This is a genomic window from Silanimonas sp. (assembly GCF_044377035.1).
In the GTDB taxonomy this organism is placed as follows: domain Bacteria; phylum Pseudomonadota; class Gammaproteobacteria; order Xanthomonadales; family Xanthomonadaceae; genus Silanimonas.
On the sequence record NZ_JBILJW010000001.1, the window covers coordinates 207852 to 230185 of the forward strand.

Sequence of the window (22334 nt, forward strand, 5' to 3'; positions counted from 1 at the left end):
CGCGCTTCAAGTTTTCAGCGCGCCGCGGGCGCGACGTCCTGCCCCGGCTGGTCCGGCGGCGGGATGCGCTGGGCCGGCCGTTGCACGACAGGTGACGCCGCGAGTTTCTCCTTCAGCATGGCGAGCGCGGTGTCGAGCTGGCGGTCGCGGCCGCCGTAGGATTCGCGCGGCAGGTTGTCGACTTCGACATCCGGGCTCACGCCGCGGCCCTCGATCAACCAGCGCCCATCGGCGCCGAACTGCCCGAACTCGGCGATGCGCGCGATGCCGCCGTCGCTGAGCCGGTTGCGGTCGGCGAGCCAGATGCCCGCACCGCTGGTGCGCGTTCCCACCACGGGCCCGAGGCCCAGCGCTTTGACGCCGGCCGCAAAGGTTTCGCCGTCGGAGTAGGTGAGCGCGTCGGTCAGCACGACGAGGTGGCCACGGAAGCTCTGCTGCATGTTCCAGTACGGCGCCTGGCCCGGCGGCTGCCAGAAGGCCCAGGTGCGACGCAGCAGTGCGGCGATGATCCACGAATCGATGTTGCCGCCGCGGTTGCGGCGCACGTCGATGACGAGGCCTTCGCGATCCACGTTGGCGTAGAAGTCGCGCACGAAGCTGGCGATGTCGTTCGGGCCCATCGCCCGCAGGTGCAGGTAGCCGATGCGGCCCTCGCCCTCGCGCTCGACGGCCGCGATACGGCCCTGCACCCAGTCCGAGTAGCGCAGGGTGGCGTTGCGCACGGCATCCACCGGCACGACGACGGTGCGGATCTCACGGCCGTCGCGTCGCAGGTCCAGCAGCACCTGTTGCCCGGCTTGATGGTGCAAGGCGGCGGCGAGCTCGCCGGCATGGCGCACGGCGCGGCCGTTGACGCTCGTGACGAGATCACCGTCGCGCGCATCCACGCCGGGCTGCGCCAGCGGCGAACGCTCCGACGGCAGTTCGGCATCGGTGCGGTAGATGCGGGCGATGCGCAGGCCCTCGGCCGTCTGTTCGAACGCGGCGCCCAGCATGGCCGGTGCGGCGGCCTCGGTATCGACCGGCAGTTCGCTGCCGCGCACCTGCGAATGCAGGATGCCGAGCGGCGCGATCATCTGGGCCAGCAGGTCATCGAGTTCGGCACGGTCGGTGACCCGCGCCAGCAGCGGTTCGTACTGCGCACGCACGGCGGCCCAATCGAGCCCGCGCATGCGGTCGTCGAAGCTGAAATCGCGGTGCATGCGCCAGGCGTCGTTGAACATCTGCGCCCATTCGCGCGGCGGGTCGATGGGCAGGCGCCAGTCGGCCACGCGCACGATGTTCGGCGTGAGGTCGGGGGGCAGTTTCGGGCCAGCGTCGACGACCACGAGGATCGGGTCGGTTTCGCCGCGGCGCTGCACGAAGCCGATCCGCTTGCGGTCGGCGCTGATCTGGGCGCTTCGCACTTCGCCGGCCAGAACCTCGAGCGTGCTGCCCTGCGCGGCGATGCCGAAGGATTTCAGCACGCCACGATCGCCCTCGCGGTCGAGCAGGTAGAGCCGGTCGGTGCCCACCAGCAATTCGCTGTAGTTGCCCGCCGGCACGGGGGCCTCGAACAGGCGCTGCGCGAGGCCCTCGATGACGATGGACGCCGCGCTAGCGGCATCGCTGCTGCCGCTTCCGTTGCCCTTCGCCGGCGCGGGTTCGGTGGCTGGGGCGAGTTCATCCGGCACGGCGAAGGGGAAGCGCAGGCCGGGCTGCAGGGCCAGCGCGTAGACCTTGCTGCGGCGGTCGAAGCCGGGACCAGTGTTGCGGTCGCCCCAGGGGCCGCTGGGCGAGGCGACGAAGGCGCGGTCGGACAGGAAGTAGAGCCAGCGGCCGTCCGCGGAGAAGCTCGGCGCGTACGAGACGTAGCGGTCGCTGGTAAGCACGGTGGGCGCGGCATCGCCGAGGCGGTAAAGCACGATCTGGTCGCGGCCGGCGCGGGTGTCGGCGCGCGAGAACACGAGGGCGCGGCTGTCCGGCGACCACGCGATGCGGCCGTACGGGTCGTCGCCGCCCCAGCGGCCGCGGTCGATGGTGGTGTTGCGGCCGCTGTCGAGGTCGAGCAGGTGCAGGGCGCCGGACTTGTCCGTGTGCGCGAGCTGCTGGCCGTCCGGCGACACCGAGAGGGTCCAGCGGTGGTGCGTGCCGTCCCGCGTGAGCGCTTTCGCGTCGCTCGAACCATCGGCGGCGAAGCGCCAGATCTCGGGGCGGCCGTCGGTGTCGGCGATGGCGTACACGTGGCGGCCGTTGGGCGAAAGCACGGCCTCGCGGGCGCGGTGCTGCGGCGGGATGGCGACTTCGACGCGGCGTCGCGGGCCGGGGCCGGCCAGCGCGACGCGGCCCCGCACGGTCACGGCGAAACGGTCGCCCTGCGGGGCCAGCGAGGCCGATTCGAGGAAGCGCAGGGGCCGTTCCAACCAGCGTTCGCGGCGGCGTTCGAAGTCGGAGACGAGGGCGATGTCGAGCGCGCGGTCCTCGTTGCTGGCCGGGGTGTAGGCGTGCAGGTCGGCGCCGCGCTGGTAGACGACGCGCGTGCCGTCGGTGCGCGCGGCGCGCACGTCGAAGGGCGCGTGGCGGGTGTGCTGGCGGCGGTCGCTGCCGTCGGCCGCCATCGACCAGAGGTTGTCGTGGCCGTCCGCGTTGCCGATGAAGTACCAGCGGCCATCCAGCCACATCGGGCTGTGCATGGCGCCGTCGGCATCGCTGCCGAGGCGGCGCGCTTCGGCGTCGGTGGACGGGTCGTAAAGCCACAGCTGGCCCATGGCGCCGCCACGGTAGCCGCGCGCGTTGTCGGCATTGATGTGTGCCCCGAAGCGCGTGAACAGCACGCGGCCGCGGTCGTCGAAGGCGGCCTGCTGCGCGTCGTGCAGGGGCAGTTCGCGGGTGGCGAGCGTGGCCGGATCGACGAGGCGCAGCACGCGGCGCAGGGCCGGGCCGACGAGGTCTTCGCTGCTGTACACCACCTCGCCCTGCGGCGACCAGCCGTGCACTTCGATGCGGCCGCCATCGAAGCTCAGGCGCTTCGGCAGGCCGCCGTCGATGGGCATGGTGTAGACGTCGCCCGGCCCCTCGTACTGCCCGACAAAGGCGATGCGGCGGCCGTCCGGCGAAAGCGCGGAATGCGTTTCCTGCCCCACGTGCGTGGTGAGGCGTTGCGCTTCACCGCCGGCCAGCGGGGCCGACCACAGGTCGCCTTCGGCGGTGAACACCACCGTCTCGCCGTGCACGGCCGGGAAGCGGTAGTAGCCGGGCGTGGCGAGCGCGGGCAGGGCGGCAGCGAACAGGATGGCAGCCGCGAGGGCGCGGGCGGCGAACGGTCGGCGCATCGGCGAAGTCCGAAGGAGTCAGCCCGCATCTTCGCCCGAACCCCCGTGAAGCCGGCAAGTGCGGGTCGGCCGCCCATGGCTGGGTATGCTTTCGGGCATGAGCATCGTCCTGACCGATTTCGCCAAACCCCGCCTGTTCCCGCGCGAGCCGCGCCGCAACACCATCCAGGACATCACGCCCGAAGCCTTCGTCGCGCATCTCAACACCGTGCCGCCGCTGAAGGTGTTGGACGGCTACGCGCCGTTCTGCAAGCTGCACGTGCACCGCAATTGGACGAGCACGCGCTGCCTCGTCGTGCCGATCACCGACGACAACCGCCACTTGCTGCGCTCGGCCTACGAGGCGCGCACCAAGGCCGAGCTGCCGGTGCTGAACCGCTGGTTCGAAGACGTGGAGCCGCCGGTGGCCGACTACCTCGTGGTGATCCTCTACGACCGCGAGCAGATGGCGAAGGAGGGCACGCCGATCGACGCCGACTGGGGCATCGTCGGCTGCATGTACACCAGCGAGCCCGCCGAGATCCCGATGGCGCCGATCACGATGATGCGCAACGCGCTGGGCGTGGACGAAGGCGGCAGCGGCGTGCCCATCGACCGCGAGGCGTATGCGAAAAGCGTGGCGTTCTGGGAACGCCACGCGAATTGGCGGGGGTAGGGCAGCCCGCCGCGTTCACTCGGCGGCCGGTGAGAGCCGCAGGATCGTGATGCTGCCGGGCGCGAAACTCGGCTTCGCGTTGAGGTCGATGGCCCTGCCTTCCAACACGTCGTTTGCCCTCTGCGCGCCTTCGAGGCCTTGTTCGAAGCGCTCGCGCTCGAACACGAAGGGCGCACTGCCGCGGTTCACCACCACCATCACGGCCTCGTCGTCCGTGCGACGGAAGTACACGTACGCACCCTGCCGGGGCTGGTAGTGCAGGAAGCTGCCCTCGGCGATCGCCTTCGACTCCGCGCGCCAACGCAGCAGGCGGCGCATCCAGTCCTGCGTGGCGCGCTGTTCGGGGGTGAGGCCTTTGCCGGTGAATGCGGATGCGGCATCGCCGGGCCAACCGCCGGGGAAGTTGCGGCGTGCGGCGATGTCGTCGCGCTCGACGGTGCTGGTCATCAGCACTTCGGTGCCGTAGTAGAACTGCGCGATGCGCGGCAGGGTGGCGACGAGGCCGAGGGCGACGCGCAGCGCGGCGGGGTCTTCGCGCAGCACGCTGAAGATGCGCGGCTTGTCGTGGTTGCCTTCGAACACGACGAGGCGCGACGGATCAGCGTAGAGCCGGTCGTTGCCGAGCATCTCGTGCACGCGGCCCATGCCGGTGGTGAAGCCCTCGGGCTCGGTGAGCGCCTTGCGGATGCCCTCGCTCAAGGGGAAGTCCATCAGGCTGGGCGTGCCCGGCACTTCGCCCGCCCAATCCATGCCGGGCAACTGCCAGTGCGCAACCACGGCCGGGTTGTTGCTCCATTCCTCGCCGACGATGGTGAAGCGCGGGTACTCGCGCAGGATGGCGCCGATCCAACCCTGCAGGAACGCCGTGTCGGAGTAACCGTAGGTGTCGACGCGCAGTCCGGAGAGATCGGCGTACTCGATCCACCAGATGGCGTTCTGGTCGAGATAGCGCGCCAGCACCGGGTCGCGCTGATCGAGGTCGGGCATGGTCGTGTGGAACCAGCCGTGTTGGAAGTTCTCGATGTCGACCTTCGGCGCGTAGGGGTCGGTGACGGCGGTGCGGCCGTGCTGCGTTTCGATGAATTGATTGCCGTTGCTGATCCAGGTCGGCGTGGGCGGGTCCTTGACCCAGGGGTGGTGGTGGCCGATGTGGTTCGGGACGATGTCCTGAATCACGCCAACGCCCTTGGCGCGTGCCATCGCGACAAAGTCGCGGTAGTCGGCGTTGCTGCCGAAACGCGGGTCGACGCGGTAGAGGTCGGTGATGGCGTAGCCGTGGTACGAGTACGCGGGCTGGTTGTTCTCCACCACCGGCGTCGGCCAGACCATGGTGAAGCCCATGCCGGCGATGTAGTCGAGTGAATTCGCCAAGCCGGCGATGTCGCCGCCTTGTCGCGCGGCACCGTTGCCGAGTTCGGCGGCTTCCAGCATGCCGGGCACGCGGTCGTTCGATGGGTCGCCGTTCGCGAAGCGGTCCGGCATCAGGTTGAGGATGGCGTCCTTCGGGCCGAAGCCCTCGCGTTCGGCGCTGCCCACGCGACGCTCGGCCAGCGGCACCAGCACGCGGCGTTCGCCGTTGCGGCCAATGAAGCGCAGCACGATGTCGCCGGTCTTGGCGGCGGCATCGATGCGCAGATCGACGACGCGATAGTTCGGGCTCGCTAGCGCGCGATCCCCGATGCGAACCACGCCTTCCGGAAGTTCAACCGTCAGCGCATCGGCACCGATGCCCGGGCCGCTTACCAGCAGCTGCAGGTCGGGGTTCTTCATGCCCACCCACCACGAAGGCGGGAAGGCGCGCACCGCATCGTTCTGGGCCGCCATGGCCAAGCCCGGCAGCAGGAGCGTGACCAGCAGCAACACTCGAAGCGCGACGTTCATCAGGGAGATTCCGTTGGGTGGTGGGGCGGGCGTTCGGAGACGAACATCCAGAACACGAAGGACAGCAGCAGGCTGGTGGCGAACAGCAGGAACACGCCGCGGTCGAGGTCGAGGGCTTCGGTGACCTTCACCAGCCCAGGGACGGCAAGCGCCGGCAGCACGAGGCTGGAGTTGAAGACCCCCATGCTCATGCCCATCTGACGGCTGTCCACCGACTCGGAAAAGATCGCGAAGACGATGGAAATCAGCGACGACCAGCCGATGCCACAGAGCAGCATGCCGAGGTAGTAGAAGGCCTCGGTGGGCGGCGCCAGCGCGATCGCTGCGAAGGCGAGGGCCATGCTTCCCATCGCAGCACGATGCACGGCGACCTTGCCCCAGCGTTCGCACAGCGGCTTCAGCACCAGCACGGGAAGCAGGGCGCCGACCACGTTCATCAGCAGGAAGCCCACCGAGAGCACGCGGCCTGCGCTGTCGGCGGCGACCGGCGCGGTATCGCTCCACATCGCATAGAAGGCATCGGCCATCAGCGGGCCGTCTGCACCGGCAACCACGACGTCGCGCACGTAGAAGAACGTCATCACGAACAGGGCTTGCACGCCGAGCCATGCGAAGCCATGCGCGAGCAGCACGGTGCCCAATCGATGCTCCGCGGAGGGACGAGCGCGGCCGCGCCACACCCGTGTCGCACCCCACACGATGCCGAGCACGAGCACCCCGACGAACAGCGGCAGAGCCCAGGCCGACAAGGCGTGATCGAGCAGGCTGCGGTCCACCGCCACGTAGGCGCCATAGATTGCAAAGCCGGCCATCGGCCAAAGCGCCTTGAAGGTCGAGACACCGCCGCGATCGTCCACGTCCGGCGCGAGCGCGGTCGGCGCGGTGGAGCGGGCTTCCTCGATGAAGAAGGCCGGAACCACCGTTAGGAGGAAGGTCACCGCCACCGTGGTGAGCAGCAGCACTTCGTTTCCGAACACGATGGAGACCAGGTAGGCGCTGATGCCGAACACGCCGGACACCACCTGCATCCACGCGTAACCGCGCGTTCGGTGCGCGCCCTCGGGCGTTAGGTCGGCCACGAGCGATCGCGCGGGGTTGAACGTGACATTGGTGGCGAGGTCATTCACCAATACGACGAACACGGCGACGGCGATCAGGCCGAGCCCGGTGGCGGCGGCGAGGGCATCGAGATGGAGCAGGGCAAAGGTGCCCAGTGCTCCGGCCGTGCCGCCAGCGATGAGGTACGGACGCCGACGCCCCTCCAACCACCAGGTGCGGTCGCTCATCCAGCCGACGATGGGCTGCACGAACAGGCCCATCAGCGGCCCCATCAGCCAGATCAGGGCGATGTTCTCGAGGTGCAGGTCGTAGCGCGTGCTCAGCAGCCAGGTCGTCGAGGCGACGGCGGACGAAAGGCAGAAGCCGATGGCCGCCGTGGGCAGGCTCAGCAGAATCAGGAAGCCATTGGACAAACGGCGCTGGGCCTCACGCATGGCGAGCACTCATGGGGCGAGGTTCCGGTTGGGCAATTCGAGTTGGCGTGCGTGGCGCAGACGCGCATCGGGGACGCCTGTGCGTGGCACGGCCTGGCCGTCGATGCGTGGGCCGTCGATGGTTGCCGTGGCGATGTCGAACGTCGCGCCGCCGCGGCCGCCATCAATGCGGGCTTGCGGCACCAGCGGCGCACCGAGCGTCCATTCGGCGTGGCCGGGGCGGCTCGGGTAGAGGCCGAGCGTCGCCAGCACGTACCACGCACTCATCTGGCCGGCGTCGTCGTTGCCAACGATGCCGTCCGGGGTGGCTCGATAGAAGCGACGCGCGATGTCGGCCACGTGCCGCTCGCCCTTGGTCGGCGCATCCGTCCACGTGTAGAGCCAGGCGATGTGGTGGCTGGGTTCGTTGCCGTGGGCGTACTGGCCGATCATCGCCTCCTGCCCGAGGTGCTTGTTCGGGTTCGGCATCGGCAGGGTGAAAAAGGTGTCCAGCCAAGCCTCGAGCGCGGCGCGTCCGCCGAGTTGTTCGCGGAAGCCGTCGGGGTCGTGCAGGGCTGGCGTCGCCGTGTACTGCCACGCATTGGCTTCGGTGAAGTCGCCCGGATTGTTCATCGGGCTGGTGGCTTCGGTCGGATCGAAGGGCGTGCGCCACGCGCCGGTGCTGTCGCGACCGCGCAGCGTTTTGCTCTCCGGATCGAACAGGGCCGTCCACGACGCGGCGCGGCGCTGGAAGCGCTCGGCCTCCTCGAGCCGCCCGAGGTGCCGCGCCACTTCGGCAACGGCGGCGTCGCCATAGCCGTACTCGGCGGTCTTGCTCACCGATTCGCCGGGCGCGCGGTCGAAGGGCAGGTAGCCGTACTGGTCGAGCAAGGCCCAACTGCGCTGTGCCCACGCCGGGGCGCCGGGGCGTTCGGCGGTGCTGGTTCGCAGCATGGCGGCGAAGGCCGCTTCCGCATCGATGCCCGGAAAACCCTTCGCGATCGCATCGCTGATGACCGGCAGCGCGGGGTTGCCGATCATCGTGTGCGTCTCGCGGCCCCACGCCGTCCACAGCGGCAGGTAGCCCATCTGCCGCTCGTGCGCGAGAAGGGTGTTGACGAAGCCCGGCACGCGCTCGGGCACCACCAAAGTGAACAGCGGGTGCGAGGCGCGGAAGGTGTCCCACAGGCTCATCGTCGAGTAGTACACGCCGCCCGGGGCATCGATCACTTCGCCCTTCGGTCCACGCACGCGGCCATCCACGTCGGCGATCTGCGAGGGGTGCATCAGGCTGCGGTAAAGCGCGGAGTAGAAGATGCGCCGCTGCTCGGCCGGAGCATCGATAGCAACGCGAGAGAGCAGCGCGTTCCATGCGGCCTGCGCGTTGCGTTGCACAGCCTCGAAGTCGAGGCCGTCGGCGGTGGCGAGGTTCGCGGCTGCACCGTCTTCGTCGACGGTAGAGAGCGCGACGCGTACTTCGAGCGTGCGGCGCTCACCGAGCTCGAAAGCCAACAGCAGGCGCGGCGCCTTCTCGCCGTCGCGCGCGGGCAAGACCTGCGAATCGGCAATGGGGTGATCGAAGCGCAGGGCAACACTGGCCTGGCGCTCGACCCAATTCGACGAATTCACGGTGGCGTGCAAGCCATCCGGGCGCATCGTGTAGTCCGCCGCCGTCACGCGCGGGCCGGGCTGGAAGCGCAAGCGATGCTGCAGATCGACCAGCACCTGCACACGACCGCCGCGATCAAAGGTGTAGCGCTGCAGCGCGACGCGCTCAGTAGCCGTGAGTTCGACCAGGGCGGCGCGCTCATCCACGCGCACGGCGTAGAAGCCGGGGCGGGCCACTTCCGTGGCTTTGCGGTAGCCGCTGTCGAAGGCGGTCGTCGATGTCGTCCACGCCGTGGCGCCGTTGGGCATCAACAGCACATCACCCAATTCCGGGATGCCCGCGCCGCTGATGTGCGTGTTGGAGAAACCAAGGATGCGCGGCGCGTCGTACTGGTAGCCGCTGCTGAAGCTCCAGCCTTCGTCGGCGTTATCAGGGCCGGGCTGCACCATGCCGAAGGGCATCAGCGCGCCGGGGAAGACGTGGCCTGTGCCTTTGGTCCCGATGCGCGGATCGACGTCGTCGATGCTGCCGGGGCGAAGATCGCTGGCGGACGCGACGACGGCGAACAGACCGAAGCAGAACGCGGCGAGGCACTTCATCGGCGAAGCTCCAAGGAGAAATCGACGGCGGACACCGCACACGTGTCGGCAAGATCGAAAAGGCGCAGCGCTTCGGTGAAGCGGTCGGTGGTTTCTTCAAGGCCCGAGGGCGCGTCAGTGCAGCGCCGCACCGGTGCGTAGCCGAACCACGCCTCGCCGGCGACATGCGGCAAGAGTTCGGGGCAGAACGCGATCGACTGATTCGGGGCGTCTTGGCGACGCAGGGCGAACGCCCGCGTCCACAAGGCGATGGCATGGGCTCGCCACGGGCCGGGATCGTTCACGGCCACCTGGATCGCGCCACCGCTGGCGATGCGGCCTTGCACCATCGGGCTGCGCCGCAACACCGGGTCGAAAAGAGTCAGGCGATCCGCGAAGCCGCCGCCGTAATCGAGCTCGCCGCCGACCACCCAGTGCGAGGCGTCGAGCGAAAAACGCAAATCAGGGAAACGTTCGACCCAGCGAAGGGTTCGCCACGCGTCCTGCGTCACGGTGGCGCGATGCGTTTCCACCAGCACGGTGTGGCCGTGGCGCGCGGCGGCTTCGAGCAGGGCGCCGGCGAATCGGTTGAGCGTGTCGTCATCGTCGAACGCCGAGCCCACATGCAGGGTGGTGCTGGCCACGCCGGCATCGACGTGCGACGCGATCAAGGCCTCGGCGTCATCGGGTGAATCGATGCGGCCCATCGCGTGCGGAACGAGGCCCGCGGCGCGGATGGCCGCCCAGTCGGACCAGGCCACCACGCCGCTGATGCCGCATGCGGGCAACAGGGCGAGTTGTTCCGCAAGGCTCTCGCGGGCGCCGACGGAACCTGCCGGCAATCCCTGCAAGGTGGCCATCGCGATGAGCCGGTTCGGCCTCACGCGGCCGACCAGATCACAGGGTTTTTCGGCGAATCGGCGAGCGCGCCGGTGGCCACGCCCGGGCACCACTGGTCGCGGTCGTTCTGCTGGATCGGGTTGAGGGCATCAAGCAGGTGGATGTCGTCGGCCATGAAGATCACCGTCATCACCGAGCGCGGGCGGTCGGAGGTGTTGGGTTCCGCCCGATGGAAGGTCCAACCCAGGTGGAAGCTCACGTCGCCGAGCGCGAAGGGTGCGCAACTGTAGGGGTGGCCCAGTGCCGCCATGTGCGCGGGGATGTCCTCTTCGCTGGCGTCGGAAATGCCGATGTCGCGACCTTCCGGAACCACGTGGCTGCCGCTGTAGAAACCCAGTGGGCCCATCGCCATCGGCACGTCCTGCAGCGGAATCCACGCAGTGACGGTGCGGTCGCTTGCCAGCGGCCAGTAGTACTGGTCGGCATGCGCCGGCGTGTGGCCGCCGTTCGGTTCCTTGTACAGCGACTGGTCGTGATACAGCCGCACGCCTTTCACGCCCAGCAATTGCGCAGCGACGCGGGCGAGGCGTTGTCCCATCACGAAGCGCCCGACCAGCGGGCTCTTCTCCCACAGGTTCATCACCTGCAGGAAGGCGCGGCCGTAAGTGTCGCGCTCGTCGAGCGAACGCTGTTCGGTGTTGAGGTCCAAGGTCAGCCGGGTGATTTCGCGGCCGATCGCGGCCAGCTCTTGCGGCGGCATCAGCCCGCGCAGGGTTACATGGCCATCGCGTTCGAAGGCCGCGCGGTCGGTGTCGGAAATCGTTGCGGGTTGATCGAGCCAGTGCATCAGGCGTCTCCAAGTCCAAACCATGCCGCACCCGGCGGCAGGTCGAGGGTGGTGGGGGTGGGGCGAGCGCCGCCGCACCATTGCGTGCGGGCGTCGGCGCGCGGCATCGCCATCGTTCGGGCGGTGCCGCCGAGGTTGAACACGGCATGCATCTCGGTCTGGCCCGAACGGCGCACGAGGTGCAGCAGATCGTCATCGACATGCGCGACCTCGAGCTCGCCGACGCGCAGCGCGGGATGTTGTTGGCGCAGGCGGATGAGCTGGCGCGTCGTGGACAGCATCGAGTTCGCATCGGCCGATTGGCGATCCACGGCCTTGCCTTGGTGCGCCGGCCACACCGGCAGCCACGGTGCGTGCGCGCTGAATCCGGCGTTCGGCGCGTCGCCGGCCCAGGGCATGGGCGTTCGACAACCATCGCGGCCCGTCACCAGCGGCCAATGGGCAATGCCGAAGGGGTCCTTCATCTGCTCGAAGGGCACCACCGCTTCGTCCAGCCCCAGCTCTTCCCCTTGGTAGACGAAGACCGTGCCGCGCAGCGCCAGCAGTAGGGCCATCCACGTTTCGGGCGGTGTGTCGCTGGTGGAGGAGCCCTCACCACCGCCCAACCCGAAGTCGAAGGCCTTGCCATGCGCGCCCGACCAGCGCGTGGCCACGCGCGGCACGTCGTGGTTCGAGAAGGCCCAGCTCGGCCAACCGCTTCGCGTCGTCCAGGCCTGCAGCCGCTCGGCGATCTCGCGCGGCGAGGGGCGGGGCCCGAGGAAGGCGAAGGAATAGGCCGTATGCAGGCGTTGATCGCCCTCGGTGTACTCCGCCATCCGCGCATCCCACGCCGCACCGCCGATCTCGCCCACGGCCATGCGCTCACCGTGGGCATCCATGCGTGCGCGCAGGGCTTCGAGGAAGGGCAGGGTCTCGGGCTGGTCGGCGTTGTAACGATGCTCCTGCATCAGCACCGGGCTGGCACCGCGGCGCTCGGGCGGCAGCGGCGGGTTGTCTCGCAGTTGCTGGTCATGGAAGTAGAGGTTCGCGGTATCCAGCCGAAAGCCATCCACGCCGCGCGCCAGCCAGAAATCGGCGACGTCGAGGATGGCGGCCTGCACCTCCGGGTGCTGAAGGTTGAGGTCCGGCATCGTCGGAAGGAAGTTGTGCAGGTGGTACTGGCCGCGGCGCGGCTCCCAACGCCACGCCGGACCGCCCATCCAGCTCTGCCAGTTGTTCGGCGGGCTGCCGTCAGGGCGGGCGTCGGCCCACACGTACCAGTCGGCTTTCGGGTTGTCGCGCGAGGCGCGGCTTTCCTGGAACCACGCGTGTTCGGCGGCGGTGTGGCTCCACACCTGGTCGACGATGACCTTGAGCCCGCGTGCATGGGCTTCGCGAAGCAGCGTGTCGAGGTCGTCGAGCGTGCCGAAGCGCGGATCGACAGCGCGGTAGTCGCTGACGTCGTAGCCGAAGTCGCGGTCGGGCGTCGGGTAGAACGGCCCGAGCCAAAGACCGTCCACGCCCAGCGAGGCAATGTGGTCGAGCCGCGCGATCAGGCCCTTCAGGTCGCCGATGCCGTCGTCGTTCCCGTCTGCGTAGCTGCGCAGGTAAACCTGGTACAGCACGGCACCGCGCCACCACGGGGTCGCGCTGGGATCGGCGGGTGGGGGAGTAGAGAGAGGCATCGGCAGCGGCATCGGGAAGGCCGCGACAGGATGGCCGTGCGCTTCCGCCCTTCTGCTGCATGGGATGACCGATACTGTGCCGATTCAGGCATGCGGAGCCGATCATGCGGCCTTCACGGGAACCCATTGCGCACGACATCGCGACCGCGCACGTGTTGGACGTGGCCCGCACCCGCTTCGATGGGCCCTACCACCACCATGCCGCGCTCGAACTCACTTGGATCCGCGAAGGGGCCGGGGTGCGGGTGATCGATGGCCAGGTGATGCCTTTCGCCGCAGGGGATGTCGTGTTGGTGCCGCCCCAAGTGCCGCACGTGTGGTGGAGCCGCGGCGAGGGTGAGGTGGCCTCGGCCTGCGTGCTGCATTTGATGGTGCCCTCGGCCTTGGGGGCGCTGCCTGAGGTGCGGGGTGTGTCCGGCTGGTTGGAGGAGGGCGCGCGTCCTGCGCTGCTGGAAGGCGCGTTGCGCGCGACTGTCGCTACCGAACTGCAGGCCCTCTCCGCAGTGGAGGGACTGGAGCGTCTCGGCCGGGCGCTGTCCTTGCTGGGACGAATCGCGGCTTCGCAGGAAGGCGTGGTGCGACTCGCACCGAGCGCGCGGCCGTCGTCGTCGCCGGACGATGACGCACGGCTGGGGCGTGTTCTGGGGTGGATCCATCGCGACTTCGCGCAAGCGCTGAGTGTCGAGGAGGGCGCTCGCCGCCTCAGCGTCGCGCCGGCGTCGTTCAGTCGCGCTTTCCAGCGGCGCGTCGGCCGGCCCTTCTCGCTCTATGTCAACGATGTCCGCATCGCCGAGGCCTGCCTGCTGCTGCGCCAGTCGTCGCGGTCGATCACCGAAGTCGCGCGGCGATGCGGCTTCCCGACCTTGGGCCACTTCCATCGGCAGCTGGTGCGGCGCACGGGTTTGGGGCCGCGGGAGTACCGCCGGGCGTTCGCGCCATGAGTCTCGTCGTGCGGCAGGCCACCACCGACGCCGACCTCGCGATGGTTCGCGAGCTTTTCGTGGCGTACCGCGAGCACCTTGGCATCGATCTCGGCTTCCAGCAGTTCGACGCCGAGCTTCGCGACCTCCCGGGCGCCTACGCGCCCCCGCGCGGCCGGCTGTTCCTCGCCATGGACGAGGGCGTTCCGTTGGGCTGTGTCGCGTTGCGCGCCATCGACACCCGGCGGGCCGAGATGAAGCGGCTGTTCGTCCGGCCCGAGGGTCGGGGCCGCGGCGTGGGACGCGCCTTGATCGCCCGCGTTCTCGATGAAGCGCGGGCGATCGGCTACTTGGAAGTCGTCCTCGACACCCTCCCGTCGATGACCGAGGCCCAGGAGCTCTATGCGCGGTTCGGGTTTCGCGACATCGCGCCCTATGCCGCCACGCCGATTGCCGGCACCCGTTTCCTCGCCTTGGCGCTGACGAGCGACTGACGTCGCCGCTTCAAGACCGCTCGCCTAGAACCGCTCACCGACGGGCAGATAGCGCCACTGGCCGGGCGGCATCGCGCCCTCCGGCCCCTTGCCGATCGCAATGCGGCCGATGCGCTGCCGGCGGATCGCGGTGACGTCCAGGCCCACCTGCGCGCACATCGCGCGCAGCTGGCCGGGCACGACGCCCTTGATGGCGAAGCGCAGCGTGGTTTCGTTCTGCCAGCTCACCTTGCAGGGCGGCAGTTCGCGGCCTTCGAAGGACAGGCCGTGCGCCAGCTTGTGCAGGCCGTAGGGCGCCATGCGGCCCTCCACTTGCACCAGCAGTTCGTGTTCGATGGTCGCGGCGTCCTCGGTGAGTCGGCGTGCGACGCGGCCGTCCTGCGTCAGCACGATCAGGCCGCTGGCCTCGGGTTCGAGCGGCACCATCGGTGCGAGGCGCTCGAAGTGCCGCTGTAGCACCCGTTGCTCATGCGGATCGTCGGCCCAGCGGGTGTCGGGCCCGATGCCCATGGCCGCGCTGCCGATGCCGTTGAACGCATCGAAGCCGGCCGGCTTGTGGAAGAGCAGGGTTGCCGGCTCGACGGGCTTCTTCCGGGCCTCGGGGTCGAGTGCCACGACCTCGTCGGTGACGCGCAACTGCGGCGTTTCCACCATCACGCCATCGACGCTGACCCAGCCGTTGCGGATGTAGGCCTCGGCTTCGGCACGGGTGCAGCCGGTGAGTTCGGCCACGCGGCGTGCCAGACGGATCGTTTCGCTCATGCCCGCAGTGTAGCGGGCTCACACCGCGCCGGCCGAAAGCGGCGACAATGGCCGCCTTGCGCGGCTCGCCGCGCGCTGGAGGCCTGTTGCCGAGTGAGAACCCCCGAAGCCCTGCAGGTGCTCATCGATGACGGCGTCATCGACGAGGTGCTGCGCCCGCTGAAGAGCGGCAAGGAAGCAGCCGTGTATGTGGTGCGCAGTGGTGACGACGTGCGCTGCGCGAAGGTCTACAAGGACATGGCACAGCGCAGTTTCCAGAAGCGCGTGCAGTACCAGGAAGGCCGCAAGAGCCGCGGTAGCCGCGAAGCGCGCGCCATGGGCAAGGCCACCAACTTCGGCCGCAAGCAGCAGGAGGAGGCCTGGAAGAACGCCGAGGTCGACGCGCTCTACCAGCTTCGCGATGCCGGCGTGCGCGTGCCCGAGCCTTACGGATTCTTCCACGGCGTGCTGGTGATGGAGCTGGTGACGGATGCGGAAGGCTTCAGCGCGCCGCGTCTGGGTGAAGTCGAGCTCGATGCCGACACCGCCCGGGCCTATCACACCGCGCTCGTTCGCGAGGTGGTGCGGATGCTGTGCTGCGGCCTGATCCACGGCGACCTCTCGGCCTACAACGTGCTCGTCGGGCCGGAAGGCCCGGTGGTGATCGATTTCCCGCAGGTCGTGAGCGCCGCCGGCAACAACAACGCGCGCACCATGCTGCTGCGCGACGTCAACAACCTCACCGCCACGCTCGGCCGCTTCGCGCCGGAGCTGCTCGACACCTGGTTCGGCGAGGAGATGTGGGCCATGTTCGAAGCCGGCGAGCTCTTGCCCGACAGCCCGCTTACCGGCGAGTGGACCCCGGACGAGTCCGAAGTCGACCTCGACAGCGTGCGCCAAGCCATCAACGACGCCCGCGAGGAAGCGATCATCCGCCAGCAGGGCCGCGAAGCCGCCGAAGCCGAGGACTGATCCGGGGAAGGCATCGGTATCATCCTTGGCCTCCGTTCCGCCAAGACGCCGCCATGACCGCCACCTCGCCTTATCCGATTGGAACCCCCGGCCAGCCTTGGGGCGACGCCGAACGCGTCGCTTGGCGCGCGCGCCAGCGCGTACAGCGCCGCTATGCCGAGGACGTGCTGCCGCGCATCGAGGCCCTGCGTGCCACGTTCGACGTGGCCGAGTACGGACGCGTGGTGTCGGAAGGCGAGACCTTCCCGCTGTTCGCCCTGCGCAGCCGCGACTGGAACGACGCGCTGCCTACCGTGCTGGTCACGGGTGGGGTGCACGGTTACGAGACCAGCGGCGTGCACGGCGCGCTGGCCTTCCTCGAGCGCCACGGCGCGGCCTACGCCAGCCGCGTGAACCTGCTCGTCGCGCCCTGCATCAGCCCCTGGGCCTACGAGCGCGTGCAGCGCTGGAATGCCGAGGCGATCGACCCCAATCGGAATTTCCGCAGTGGTAGCCCCTGCGCGGAGTCGGCAGCGATGGTCGCGCTGGTGGCACCGCTGCAGGGACGCATCCGCCTGCACATCGATCTGCACGAGACCACCGACAGCGACGAGAACGAGTTCCGCCCGGCGCTCGCGGCGCGCGACGGCAAGCCGTTCTCGCCCGGCGAGATCCCGGACGGCTTCTACCTCGTTGGCGATACGCCGAACCCGCAGCTCGACTTCCAGCGCCATGTGGTCGACGCGGTGGCAAAGGTGACGCACATCGCGCCGGCGGATGCCAAGGGTCAGATCATCGGCTCTGACGTGATCTCGCCCGGCGTGATCCTTTACCCGTTCAAGGCGCTGGGCCTGTGTGCGGGCCTCACTGATGCGCCGTACACCACGACGACCGAGGTGTATCCCGACAGCCCGCGCGCCACGCCGGAACAGTGCGTGGAGGCGCAGGTGGCGTCCGTGGTGGCGGCGATCGATGCGGCCGTCCTGGCAGCGAGCTGAGATCGCGCGATGGAACGACAGAGAAAAACCATCGAGTCCGGACGAAGCCCGCGCTCGTCGATGCTGCTGCCCGCCGCGGTGCTCGTGCTGACACTCATCTTGGGTGCCGCGGCGTCGCTGCGGTTTTCGGCGGATTCCGATCCTCCGCCGGCGCCGGTTTCGGAGGTGGTTCCTGAGGCGATCCAACCCCTCGAAGTCGTCGAGGCGCCGCCGGCCCCCGCGCCCCAGCGGCCGGTCGAGTCCGTCGCCGTGGAACCCGAACGTCCTGTGCCCCAGGCCACTGTTGCCGAAGCGGTTGTTCCTGAGGCGGTAGTTCCTGAGGCCGCTATTCCTGAGGTCGTTGTTCCCGAAGGCCGTACGGGGCTCATCGAAGCGCTGCGTCGCGGCGAGCTGCGGCCGGGATCGCAGGCCGACATCGCCCGTTGGGCCACGGCGGCACGAGCCTCGGGACAATCCATCGAAACGGAGCGCCTGACCGGCGGCGCGATGGATGTCTTTGTCGTCGAGAAGGACGTCATGGTTCCCGGGCGACTCACCGGGGCGCATGCGGTGATCTTCGTGCTCGATGCCGGCAAGCCCTTTCCCCGCGGCGACCTCGGCCACTCCCTCGTTCTCGATCTGCCGTCCGGGAGCTGCATCGGCGTGACCTGCGGGATCATGCTGTCGCGGTAGGCCAAAGGCCTGGCTGCTGGGCTCAGCTCGCCTTCCGCCAACGCATGACGAGGAAGTTCGGCGCGCGTCGATAGCGGTCGGCCTTGTCGTCGTCGACGCCCTGGGGCGCCGGTTCCGCGAAGTGCTCGAGGACGAAGCCTTCGCCAAGCAGACCGGCCATGTAGGTGGAGAGCGGTCGGTGCCAGTTGGTGATGCGGATGCCGCGCCACGCGGTCTCGACCGGCCGCTCGTGAAGGTAGTGGTCGATGCAGAAACGCCGGCTGCCGTCGGGCTCGCGCGTCCAGCCCAAGGGCACGGCGGCGGTGTTGAAGGCCTGCAGGTTGGCGATCAGCAGATGGCCGCCGGGGCGAAGCACGCGGCGGCATTCGCGCAAGGCCGCGCCGAGGTTGGCGATGTCGATCAGCGAGAGGTAGGCCACGACGAGATCGACGCTGGCGTCGTCGAGGGAGAGCGCTTCGGCGCCTTCCACGCGGTAGTCGCCCTCGGGGTGGCGTCGGCGCGCTTCGTCGATGAGGGCCGCTGTCGGGTCGATGCCCACCGTGGTGACGCCGCGCGAGGCCAGCAGGCGGCAGAAGCGTCCTTCGCCGCAGCCGAGATCGAGGGCGCGGCGCGGCGATAGGGCATCCGCCTGCGCCAACATCGGCGCATCCAGCACGTACTTGCGTCCCCAGTCGCCGTCCTCGCCGATGACGTCGATCCAGGCGCGGGCCGAATCGTTCCATCCGTTGTCCATTGGCTTCTCCATTGTGGGGTCAGGGCGCAGCGAGAGGTTCGACGAGCAAGGGGCCTTCGTTCCGCGGATTCCCCACCGCTGGCCCCACCGCATGCCAGCGCAGGGCCGGTCGCGGCGCCGAAGCCAGCAGAGGCCCCAGCGCCTGCGACGGTGCGGTAAGCCAATCAGCGAACTGCGGGGCCTGCAGCATCAGCGGGCGACGGTGGTGCAGGGCGGCGATCGGTCCCGAGGCGGCTTCGGTGACGATGCTGAAGCTCAACAGCGGCGTGCCGTCCGCCGCGTTCCAGCGGTCCCACAACCCCGCGAACATCAGTAGCGGTTCGTCGGCCGGCTGCAGGTAGAACGGCTGCTTGTGGCCCTGCGCGTCCGTCACCCACTCGTAGTAGCCGTTCGCGGGCACGAGGCAGCGGCGGCGTTGCCACGGGCCGCGGAAGGCGGGTTTCTCCGCCGCGGTTTCGATGCGGGCGTTGATCGTCGAGAAGCCACCCTTCGCGTCCGGCGCCCAGTGCGGCACGAGGCCCCAGCGCATGGTGCCGGCCTTGGCGTCGCCGTGGCCGTCGCTGGCGATCACCCATGCGGTGGTGGACGGTGCGATGTTCCAGCGCGGCTGCACGGCCGCGTCGGGCACGGCAAGAACGAGCGGCTGGCTGAAGGCCCAGACCTCCGACCACGGCGCCAGCTGGGTGAAGCGACCGCACATGGTCGGTGGTGTGGGATCGCGCCCGGCAGCGGACTGCCGGGCGCTGGTGGCTTACTGCGAGAGCGAGCGGTGGGCGCCCTGGATCAGATTGCGGGCGGTGCGCGCCACGCGGTTCTGGCCGAGGTCGGCACTGCGAACGCCGGCCGTTCGCGGCCCGGCGGGCGGCGCGGCGATGGCCGGCAGGCCCTTGGCCTTGAGGGCCTCGTTGAGGGCCGGCAGGCGGTCCGCCATCAGCTTGGCGAAGTCGGCGTCGATCGCGGTGTAGTCGGCGCGCAGCACGTCGATGCGCGCGAGCTGGTTGTCGCCCGGCCGGCCTTCGTAGCCCATCAGGGCGCCGTAGAGCTCGTCGGTGTGCTCACGCAGGCGGATCTCGCCGGTGATGGCGCCGCCCTCGGTGGTGGCGACGATGCGCTTGCGGATCACCTCCGCCGCCGCGACGTAGGCCTCGAGGTCGGTACGAAGGGCATCACCTTCCGGCAGCGAGCCGCCGATCTGTCCCGCCATGCCGGCGGTGCCGGCGATGCGGTCCATCAGGCCGCTCATGTCGCCGAACAGGCCGTGCACGCGCATGGCCGCGTCGAATTGCACGCGACGATCCTCCGCCGTGTAGCTGGCGCGACGATCAAGGCCGATCTGCAGGGGCGCTTCGTACACGTCCTCGCCCTTGGTGAGGCGCACCGTGTAGGTGCCCGGCAGCACGCGCGGGCCCTGCGAGGCGTTGAACGCGGCCTGCGCGCCCTTGGGCACGCGCGGCGGCGGCACGCGCATCGACCACGTCACTCGGTTGATGCCGCGGCGCTTGCTAGCGGGGATGGTGTCCACCACGGTGCCGGCCGCGTCGAGAATCTCGAGCTTGATCGGCCCGAACAGGTGGCGCGTCGGCTGGTAGTAGGTGATGACCGCGCCCGAGGGCGCGCTCGGCCCGGTGAACACGGCATCGCCCGAGGACCAGCCGCCCACGCCGGCCATGCGCTGCTGCACCGGGCGTGAGGCGAGGAAGGCGCCGCGGCTGGCCAGGGTGGTGGCGTCCAGCGAGCGCAGCGGCGAGACGTCGTCGATGATCCACAGGCCGCGGCCGTGCGTGCCCAACACGATGTCGTTCTCGCGGTCCTGCACGGCGATGTCGCGCACCGCCACGTTCGGGAAATCGCCACCCTTGAACTCGGCCCAGCGCTGGCCGCCGTCGTTGCTGATCCACAGGCCCTTCTCGGTGCCGAGGAACAGCAGGTCCGAATCGACCGGGTCTTCCTTGATCACGTGGGCATAGCCGCGGATGCCGTCATCGGCGCCGCCGATGCGTGCCCAGGTGCGGCCGTGGTCGCGGGTGACGAACACATGCGCGTCCATGTCGCCCCACATGTGGCGGTCCACGGTGACGTAGGCGGTGGCGGCGTCGTGGCGGCTGGCCTCCACCCACGAGATCCAGTTCCCGCTCGGCAGGCCACGCAGGTTGCGCGTGACGTTGGTCCAGGTCTTGCCGTCGTCGCGCGTGACCTGGACGTTGCCGTCGTCGGTGCCCACCCAGATGGTGTTCGCGTCGCGCGGCGATTCGCTGATCGAGAAGATGGTGGTGTGCATCTCGGCCGAAGAGTTGTCGACGGTGATGCCGCCCGACAGCTCCTGCTGCTGCTTCTTCGGGTCGTTGGTGGTCAGGTCCGGTGAGATGCGCTGCCAGCTCTGGCCGCGGTCACGGGTACGGAACAGGAACTGCGCGCCGAGGTAGAGCGAGCCCTTGTTGGTCGCCGAGAGGTGCATCGGCGAGTTCCAGTTGAAGCGCAGCTTCTCGCCGGCGTCGGCCTTCGGCTGGATGTCGCGCGCGAGGCGGGTCTCGCGGTCGAACACAGTAATGTTGCCGCCCTGGTACTCGGCGTAGACGTAGCGCGGGTTGGCGTTGTCGGGCAGCACCCAGAAGCCGTCGCCGCCGTAGATGTTGTTCCAGCGGTCGTTGGTGACACCGCCCGGGTAGCTCGAATCACCGATCCACGAGCTGTTGTCCTGAAGGCCGCCATACACCTGGTAGGGGTCCTGCTGGTCGACCGCCACGCGGTAGAACTGCGAGATCGGCAGGTTGTCCGCCTTCCACCAGCGCGAGCCGCCGTCGTAGCTGTACCACATGCCGCCGTCGTCACCCATGACGATGTGCTGCGGGTTGGTCGGGTTCACCCAGACGTCGTGCGAATCGGCGTGGGTGGCGCCCGCGGTGTCGGCGAAGCTCTTGCCGCCGTCGGTGCTGACGATCAGCCGAAGGTTGGTCTTGAAGACGCGATCGGCGTTGGTCGGGTCGACGATGAGGTTGGCGAAGTAGAACGGGCGCCAGACCATCATCTGGCTCTTGTCGCGCTGCTCCCACGTGGCGCCGCCGTCCTCCGAGGCGTACAGCGCCGAGTCCACGCCCTCGATGAAGGCATAGACGCGCTTCGGATCGGAGGGCGCGATCTCGACCTCGATGCGGCCGTAAGGCTTCGCCGGCAAGCCGTTGCTGCCCGCGGCCAGTTCGCGCCACGTGCTGCCGCCGTCGGTGGAGCGGAAGAGACCGCTACCGGAGTTGGCCGTCGGGCCTTCGCCGCCGGAGCGGAAGGTCCAGCCCTGGCGACGGAAGTCCCAGGTGCCCGCGAACATGACGTCCGGATTCGTCGGGTCCATCGTCACGCCCGAGCAGCCGGTGGAGAGGTTCGGGCCCTTCAGCACCAGCTGCCAGGTCGCGCCGCCGTCGCGCGTGCGGTAGAGGCCGCGGTCCGGGGAATCGCTCCAGAGCTTGCCGGGCGCGCAGACGTAGACGGTATTGCCGTCCTTCGGGTGCACAAGGATCTTGGTGATGCGCTCGCTGTTCGGCAGGCCCAGGTACTCCCAGGTGCTGCCGCCGTCGCGCGTGCGGTAGACGCCGTTGCCGATCGAGACCGAGTTGCGCGTCCAGCTCTCGCCGGTGCCCACCCACAGGGTCTCCGGATCATTCGGATCGAGCGCGAGCGCGCCGATCGACTGCACGGGCTGCTTGTCGAAGATGGGCTCGTAGGTCGTGCCGCTGTCTTCGGATTTCCAGATGCCGCCCGAGGCGGCGCCGGCGTAGATGGTCACCTTGCCGGCGTCGGTATGTGCCGCGATCGCCGAGATGCGGCCGCTCATGGTGGCCGAGCCGATGTTGCGGGCGCCGAGGCCGGAAATGGTGGCGCTGTCGAAGCGCACGGCGGGGGCGTCGGCGGCCAAGGCGGTGCCGCTGGCGGCGAGGACGATGGCCGCGACCAGGGAATGGGTCTTCATGATCGTGTCC

At 69.2% G+C, this 22334-nt stretch carries 17 protein-coding genes; 6 read left to right on the forward strand and 11 right to left on the reverse strand.

Going from position 1 to position 22334, the window contains the following annotated elements:
* Window positions 1–14 precede the first annotated feature (14 nt).
* Window positions 15–3311: a S41 family peptidase gene (locus ACIQ6S_RS01025; protein ID WP_397606713.1), complete on the reverse strand. Its 3297-nt coding sequence runs from the start codon at window positions 3309–3311 to the stop codon at window positions 15–17.
* 97 nt (window positions 3312–3408) lie between these two features.
* Here ACIQ6S_RS01025 and ACIQ6S_RS01030 point away from each other — a divergent pair, with 97 nt between their 5' ends.
* On the forward strand, window positions 3409–3966 hold the full coding sequence (locus ACIQ6S_RS01030) for a DUF3228 family protein (protein ID WP_397606714.1): 558 nt from the start codon (window positions 3409–3411) through the stop codon (window positions 3964–3966).
* A 15-nt stretch (window positions 3967–3981) separates the two neighbouring features.
* On the opposite strand, the gene ACIQ6S_RS01035 is transcribed toward ACIQ6S_RS01030, so the two are convergent.
* From ACIQ6S_RS01035 to ACIQ6S_RS01060, 6 genes are read right to left on the reverse strand one after another with little or no spacing between them, the layout of a single operon-like run.
* The gene (locus ACIQ6S_RS01035) at window positions 3982–5847 is read right to left on the reverse strand and encodes an alpha-amylase family glycosyl hydrolase (RefSeq protein WP_397606715.1); all 1866 of its coding nucleotides are present in this window, start codon (window positions 5845–5847) and stop codon (window positions 3982–3984) included.
* On the reverse strand, window positions 5847–7340 hold the full coding sequence (locus tag ACIQ6S_RS01040) for an MFS transporter (protein WP_397606716.1): 1494 nt from the start codon (window positions 7338–7340) through the stop codon (window positions 5847–5849). Before ACIQ6S_RS01040 ends, ACIQ6S_RS01035 begins: the two co-directional genes overlap by 1 nt.
* A gap of 9 nt (window positions 7341–7349) precedes the next feature.
* The gene (locus ACIQ6S_RS01045; protein ID WP_397606717.1) at window positions 7350–9527 is read right to left on the reverse strand and encodes a GH92 family glycosyl hydrolase; all 2178 of its coding nucleotides are present in this window, start codon (window positions 9525–9527) and stop codon (window positions 7350–7352) included.
* A complete protein-coding gene (locus tag ACIQ6S_RS01050) occupies window positions 9524–10366 on the reverse strand; it encodes a hypothetical protein (RefSeq protein WP_397606718.1) in 843 nt (280 codons plus the stop codon). Before ACIQ6S_RS01050 ends, ACIQ6S_RS01045 begins: the two co-directional genes overlap by 4 nt.
* Before the next feature lie 20 nt (window positions 10367–10386).
* On the reverse strand, window positions 10387–11193 hold the full coding sequence (locus ACIQ6S_RS01055; protein ID WP_397606719.1) for a phytanoyl-CoA dioxygenase family protein: 807 nt from the start codon (window positions 11191–11193) through the stop codon (window positions 10387–10389).
* Entirely contained in the window at window positions 11193–12857 is a 1665-nt protein-coding gene (locus ACIQ6S_RS01060) for an alpha-glucosidase (protein WP_397606720.1), read from the reverse strand. Before ACIQ6S_RS01060 ends, ACIQ6S_RS01055 begins: the two co-directional genes overlap by 1 nt.
* A 104-nt stretch (window positions 12858–12961) precedes the next feature.
* On the opposite strand from ACIQ6S_RS01060, the gene ACIQ6S_RS01065 reads away from it, so the two are divergent.
* Window positions 12962–13798, forward strand: coding sequence for a helix-turn-helix domain-containing protein (locus ACIQ6S_RS01065; protein ID WP_397606721.1), 837 nt, complete (start codon window positions 12962–12964; stop codon window positions 13796–13798).
* Complete coding sequence (locus ACIQ6S_RS01070; protein ID WP_397606722.1) at window positions 13795–14271, forward strand: GNAT family N-acetyltransferase; 477 nt, start codon at window positions 13795–13797, stop codon at window positions 14269–14271. Before ACIQ6S_RS01065 ends, ACIQ6S_RS01070 begins: the two co-directional genes overlap by 4 nt.
* Window positions 14272–14295: 24 nt before the next feature.
* Here ACIQ6S_RS01070 and ACIQ6S_RS01075 read toward each other — a convergent pair whose 3' ends face one another.
* Window positions 14296–15033, reverse strand: coding sequence for an rRNA pseudouridine synthase (locus ACIQ6S_RS01075; protein WP_397606723.1), 738 nt, complete (start codon window positions 15031–15033; stop codon window positions 14296–14298).
* Between the two features lie 93 nt (window positions 15034–15126).
* Between ACIQ6S_RS01075 and ACIQ6S_RS01080 the strand changes: the two genes are divergently transcribed.
* Genes ACIQ6S_RS01080 through ACIQ6S_RS01090 form a run of 3 tightly spaced genes read left to right on the forward strand, consistent with a single transcriptional unit; the run spans window position 15127 to window position 17633 of the window.
* Window positions 15127–15984, forward strand: coding sequence for a PA4780 family RIO1-like protein kinase (locus tag ACIQ6S_RS01080; protein ID WP_397606724.1), 858 nt, complete (start codon window positions 15127–15129; stop codon window positions 15982–15984).
* Between the two features lie 53 nt (window positions 15985–16037).
* On the forward strand, window positions 16038–16961 hold the full coding sequence (locus ACIQ6S_RS01085) for a M14 family metallocarboxypeptidase (protein WP_397606725.1): 924 nt from the start codon (window positions 16038–16040) through the stop codon (window positions 16959–16961).
* A gap of 60 nt (window positions 16962–17021) precedes the next feature.
* Complete coding sequence (locus tag ACIQ6S_RS01090; RefSeq protein WP_397606726.1) at window positions 17022–17633, forward strand: hypothetical protein; 612 nt, start codon at window positions 17022–17024, stop codon at window positions 17631–17633.
* Window positions 17634–17655: 22 nt separating this feature from the next.
* On the opposite strand, the gene ACIQ6S_RS01095 is transcribed toward ACIQ6S_RS01090, so the two are convergent.
* From ACIQ6S_RS01095 to ACIQ6S_RS01105, 3 genes are read right to left on the reverse strand one after another with little or no spacing between them, the layout of a single operon-like run.
* Window positions 17656–18366, reverse strand: a complete 711-nt coding sequence (locus ACIQ6S_RS01095; RefSeq protein WP_397606727.1) for a class I SAM-dependent methyltransferase — start codon at window positions 18364–18366, stop codon at window positions 17656–17658.
* 19 nt (window positions 18367–18385) lie between these two features.
* Window positions 18386–19066, reverse strand: a complete 681-nt coding sequence (locus ACIQ6S_RS01100) for an SOS response-associated peptidase (RefSeq protein ID WP_397606728.1) — start codon at window positions 19064–19066, stop codon at window positions 18386–18388.
* Between the two features lie 51 nt (window positions 19067–19117).
* Window positions 19118–22324: a WD40/YVTN/BNR-like repeat-containing protein gene (locus tag ACIQ6S_RS01105; RefSeq protein ID WP_397606729.1), complete on the reverse strand. Its 3207-nt coding sequence runs from the start codon at window positions 22322–22324 to the stop codon at window positions 19118–19120.
* Window positions 22325–22334 lie beyond the last annotated feature (10 nt).

Bases quoted from the DNA above. Each gene is read 5' to 3' on its own strand.
- ACIQ6S_RS01025 (WP_397606713.1), bottom strand. From the start codon at position 3,311: ATGCGCCGACCGTTCGCCGCCCGCGCCCTCGCGGCTGCCATCCTGTTC.
- ACIQ6S_RS01030 (WP_397606714.1), top strand. From the start codon at position 3,409: ATGAGCATCGTCCTGACCGATTTCGCCAAACCCCGCCTGTTCCCGCGC.
- ACIQ6S_RS01035 (WP_397606715.1), bottom strand. From the start codon at position 5,847: ATGAACGTCGCGCTTCGAGTGTTGCTGCTGGTCACGCTCCTGCTGCCG.
- ACIQ6S_RS01040 (WP_397606716.1), bottom strand. From the start codon at position 7,340: ATGCGTGAGGCCCAGCGCCGTTTGTCCAATGGCTTCCTGATTCTGCTG.
- ACIQ6S_RS01045 (WP_397606717.1), bottom strand. From the start codon at position 9,527: ATGAAGTGCCTCGCCGCGTTCTGCTTCGGTCTGTTCGCCGTCGTCGCG.
- ACIQ6S_RS01050 (WP_397606718.1), bottom strand. From the start codon at position 10,366: ATGGCCACCTTGCAGGGATTGCCGGCAGGTTCCGTCGGCGCCCGCGAG.
- ACIQ6S_RS01055 (WP_397606719.1), bottom strand. From the start codon at position 11,193: ATGCACTGGCTCGATCAACCCGCAACGATTTCCGACACCGACCGCGCG.
- ACIQ6S_RS01060 (WP_397606720.1), bottom strand. From the start codon at position 12,857: ATGCCTCTCTCTACTCCCCCACCCGCCGATCCCAGCGCGACCCCGTGG.
- ACIQ6S_RS01065 (WP_397606721.1), top strand. From the start codon at position 12,962: ATGCGGCCTTCACGGGAACCCATTGCGCACGACATCGCGACCGCGCAC.
- ACIQ6S_RS01070 (WP_397606722.1), top strand. From the start codon at position 13,795: ATGAGTCTCGTCGTGCGGCAGGCCACCACCGACGCCGACCTCGCGATG.
- ACIQ6S_RS01075 (WP_397606723.1), bottom strand. From the start codon at position 15,033: ATGAGCGAAACGATCCGTCTGGCACGCCGCGTGGCCGAACTCACCGGC.
- ACIQ6S_RS01085 (WP_397606725.1), top strand. From the start codon at position 16,038: ATGACCGCCACCTCGCCTTATCCGATTGGAACCCCCGGCCAGCCTTGG.
- ACIQ6S_RS01090 (WP_397606726.1), top strand. From the start codon at position 17,022: ATGCTGCTGCCCGCCGCGGTGCTCGTGCTGACACTCATCTTGGGTGCC.
- ACIQ6S_RS01095 (WP_397606727.1), bottom strand. From the start codon at position 18,366: ATGGACAACGGATGGAACGATTCGGCCCGCGCCTGGATCGACGTCATC.
- ACIQ6S_RS01100 (WP_397606728.1), bottom strand. From the start codon at position 19,066: ATGTGCGGTCGCTTCACCCAGCTGGCGCCGTGGTCGGAGGTCTGGGCC.
- ACIQ6S_RS01105 (WP_397606729.1), bottom strand. From the start codon at position 22,324: ATGAAGACCCATTCCCTGGTCGCGGCCATCGTCCTCGCCGCCAGCGGC.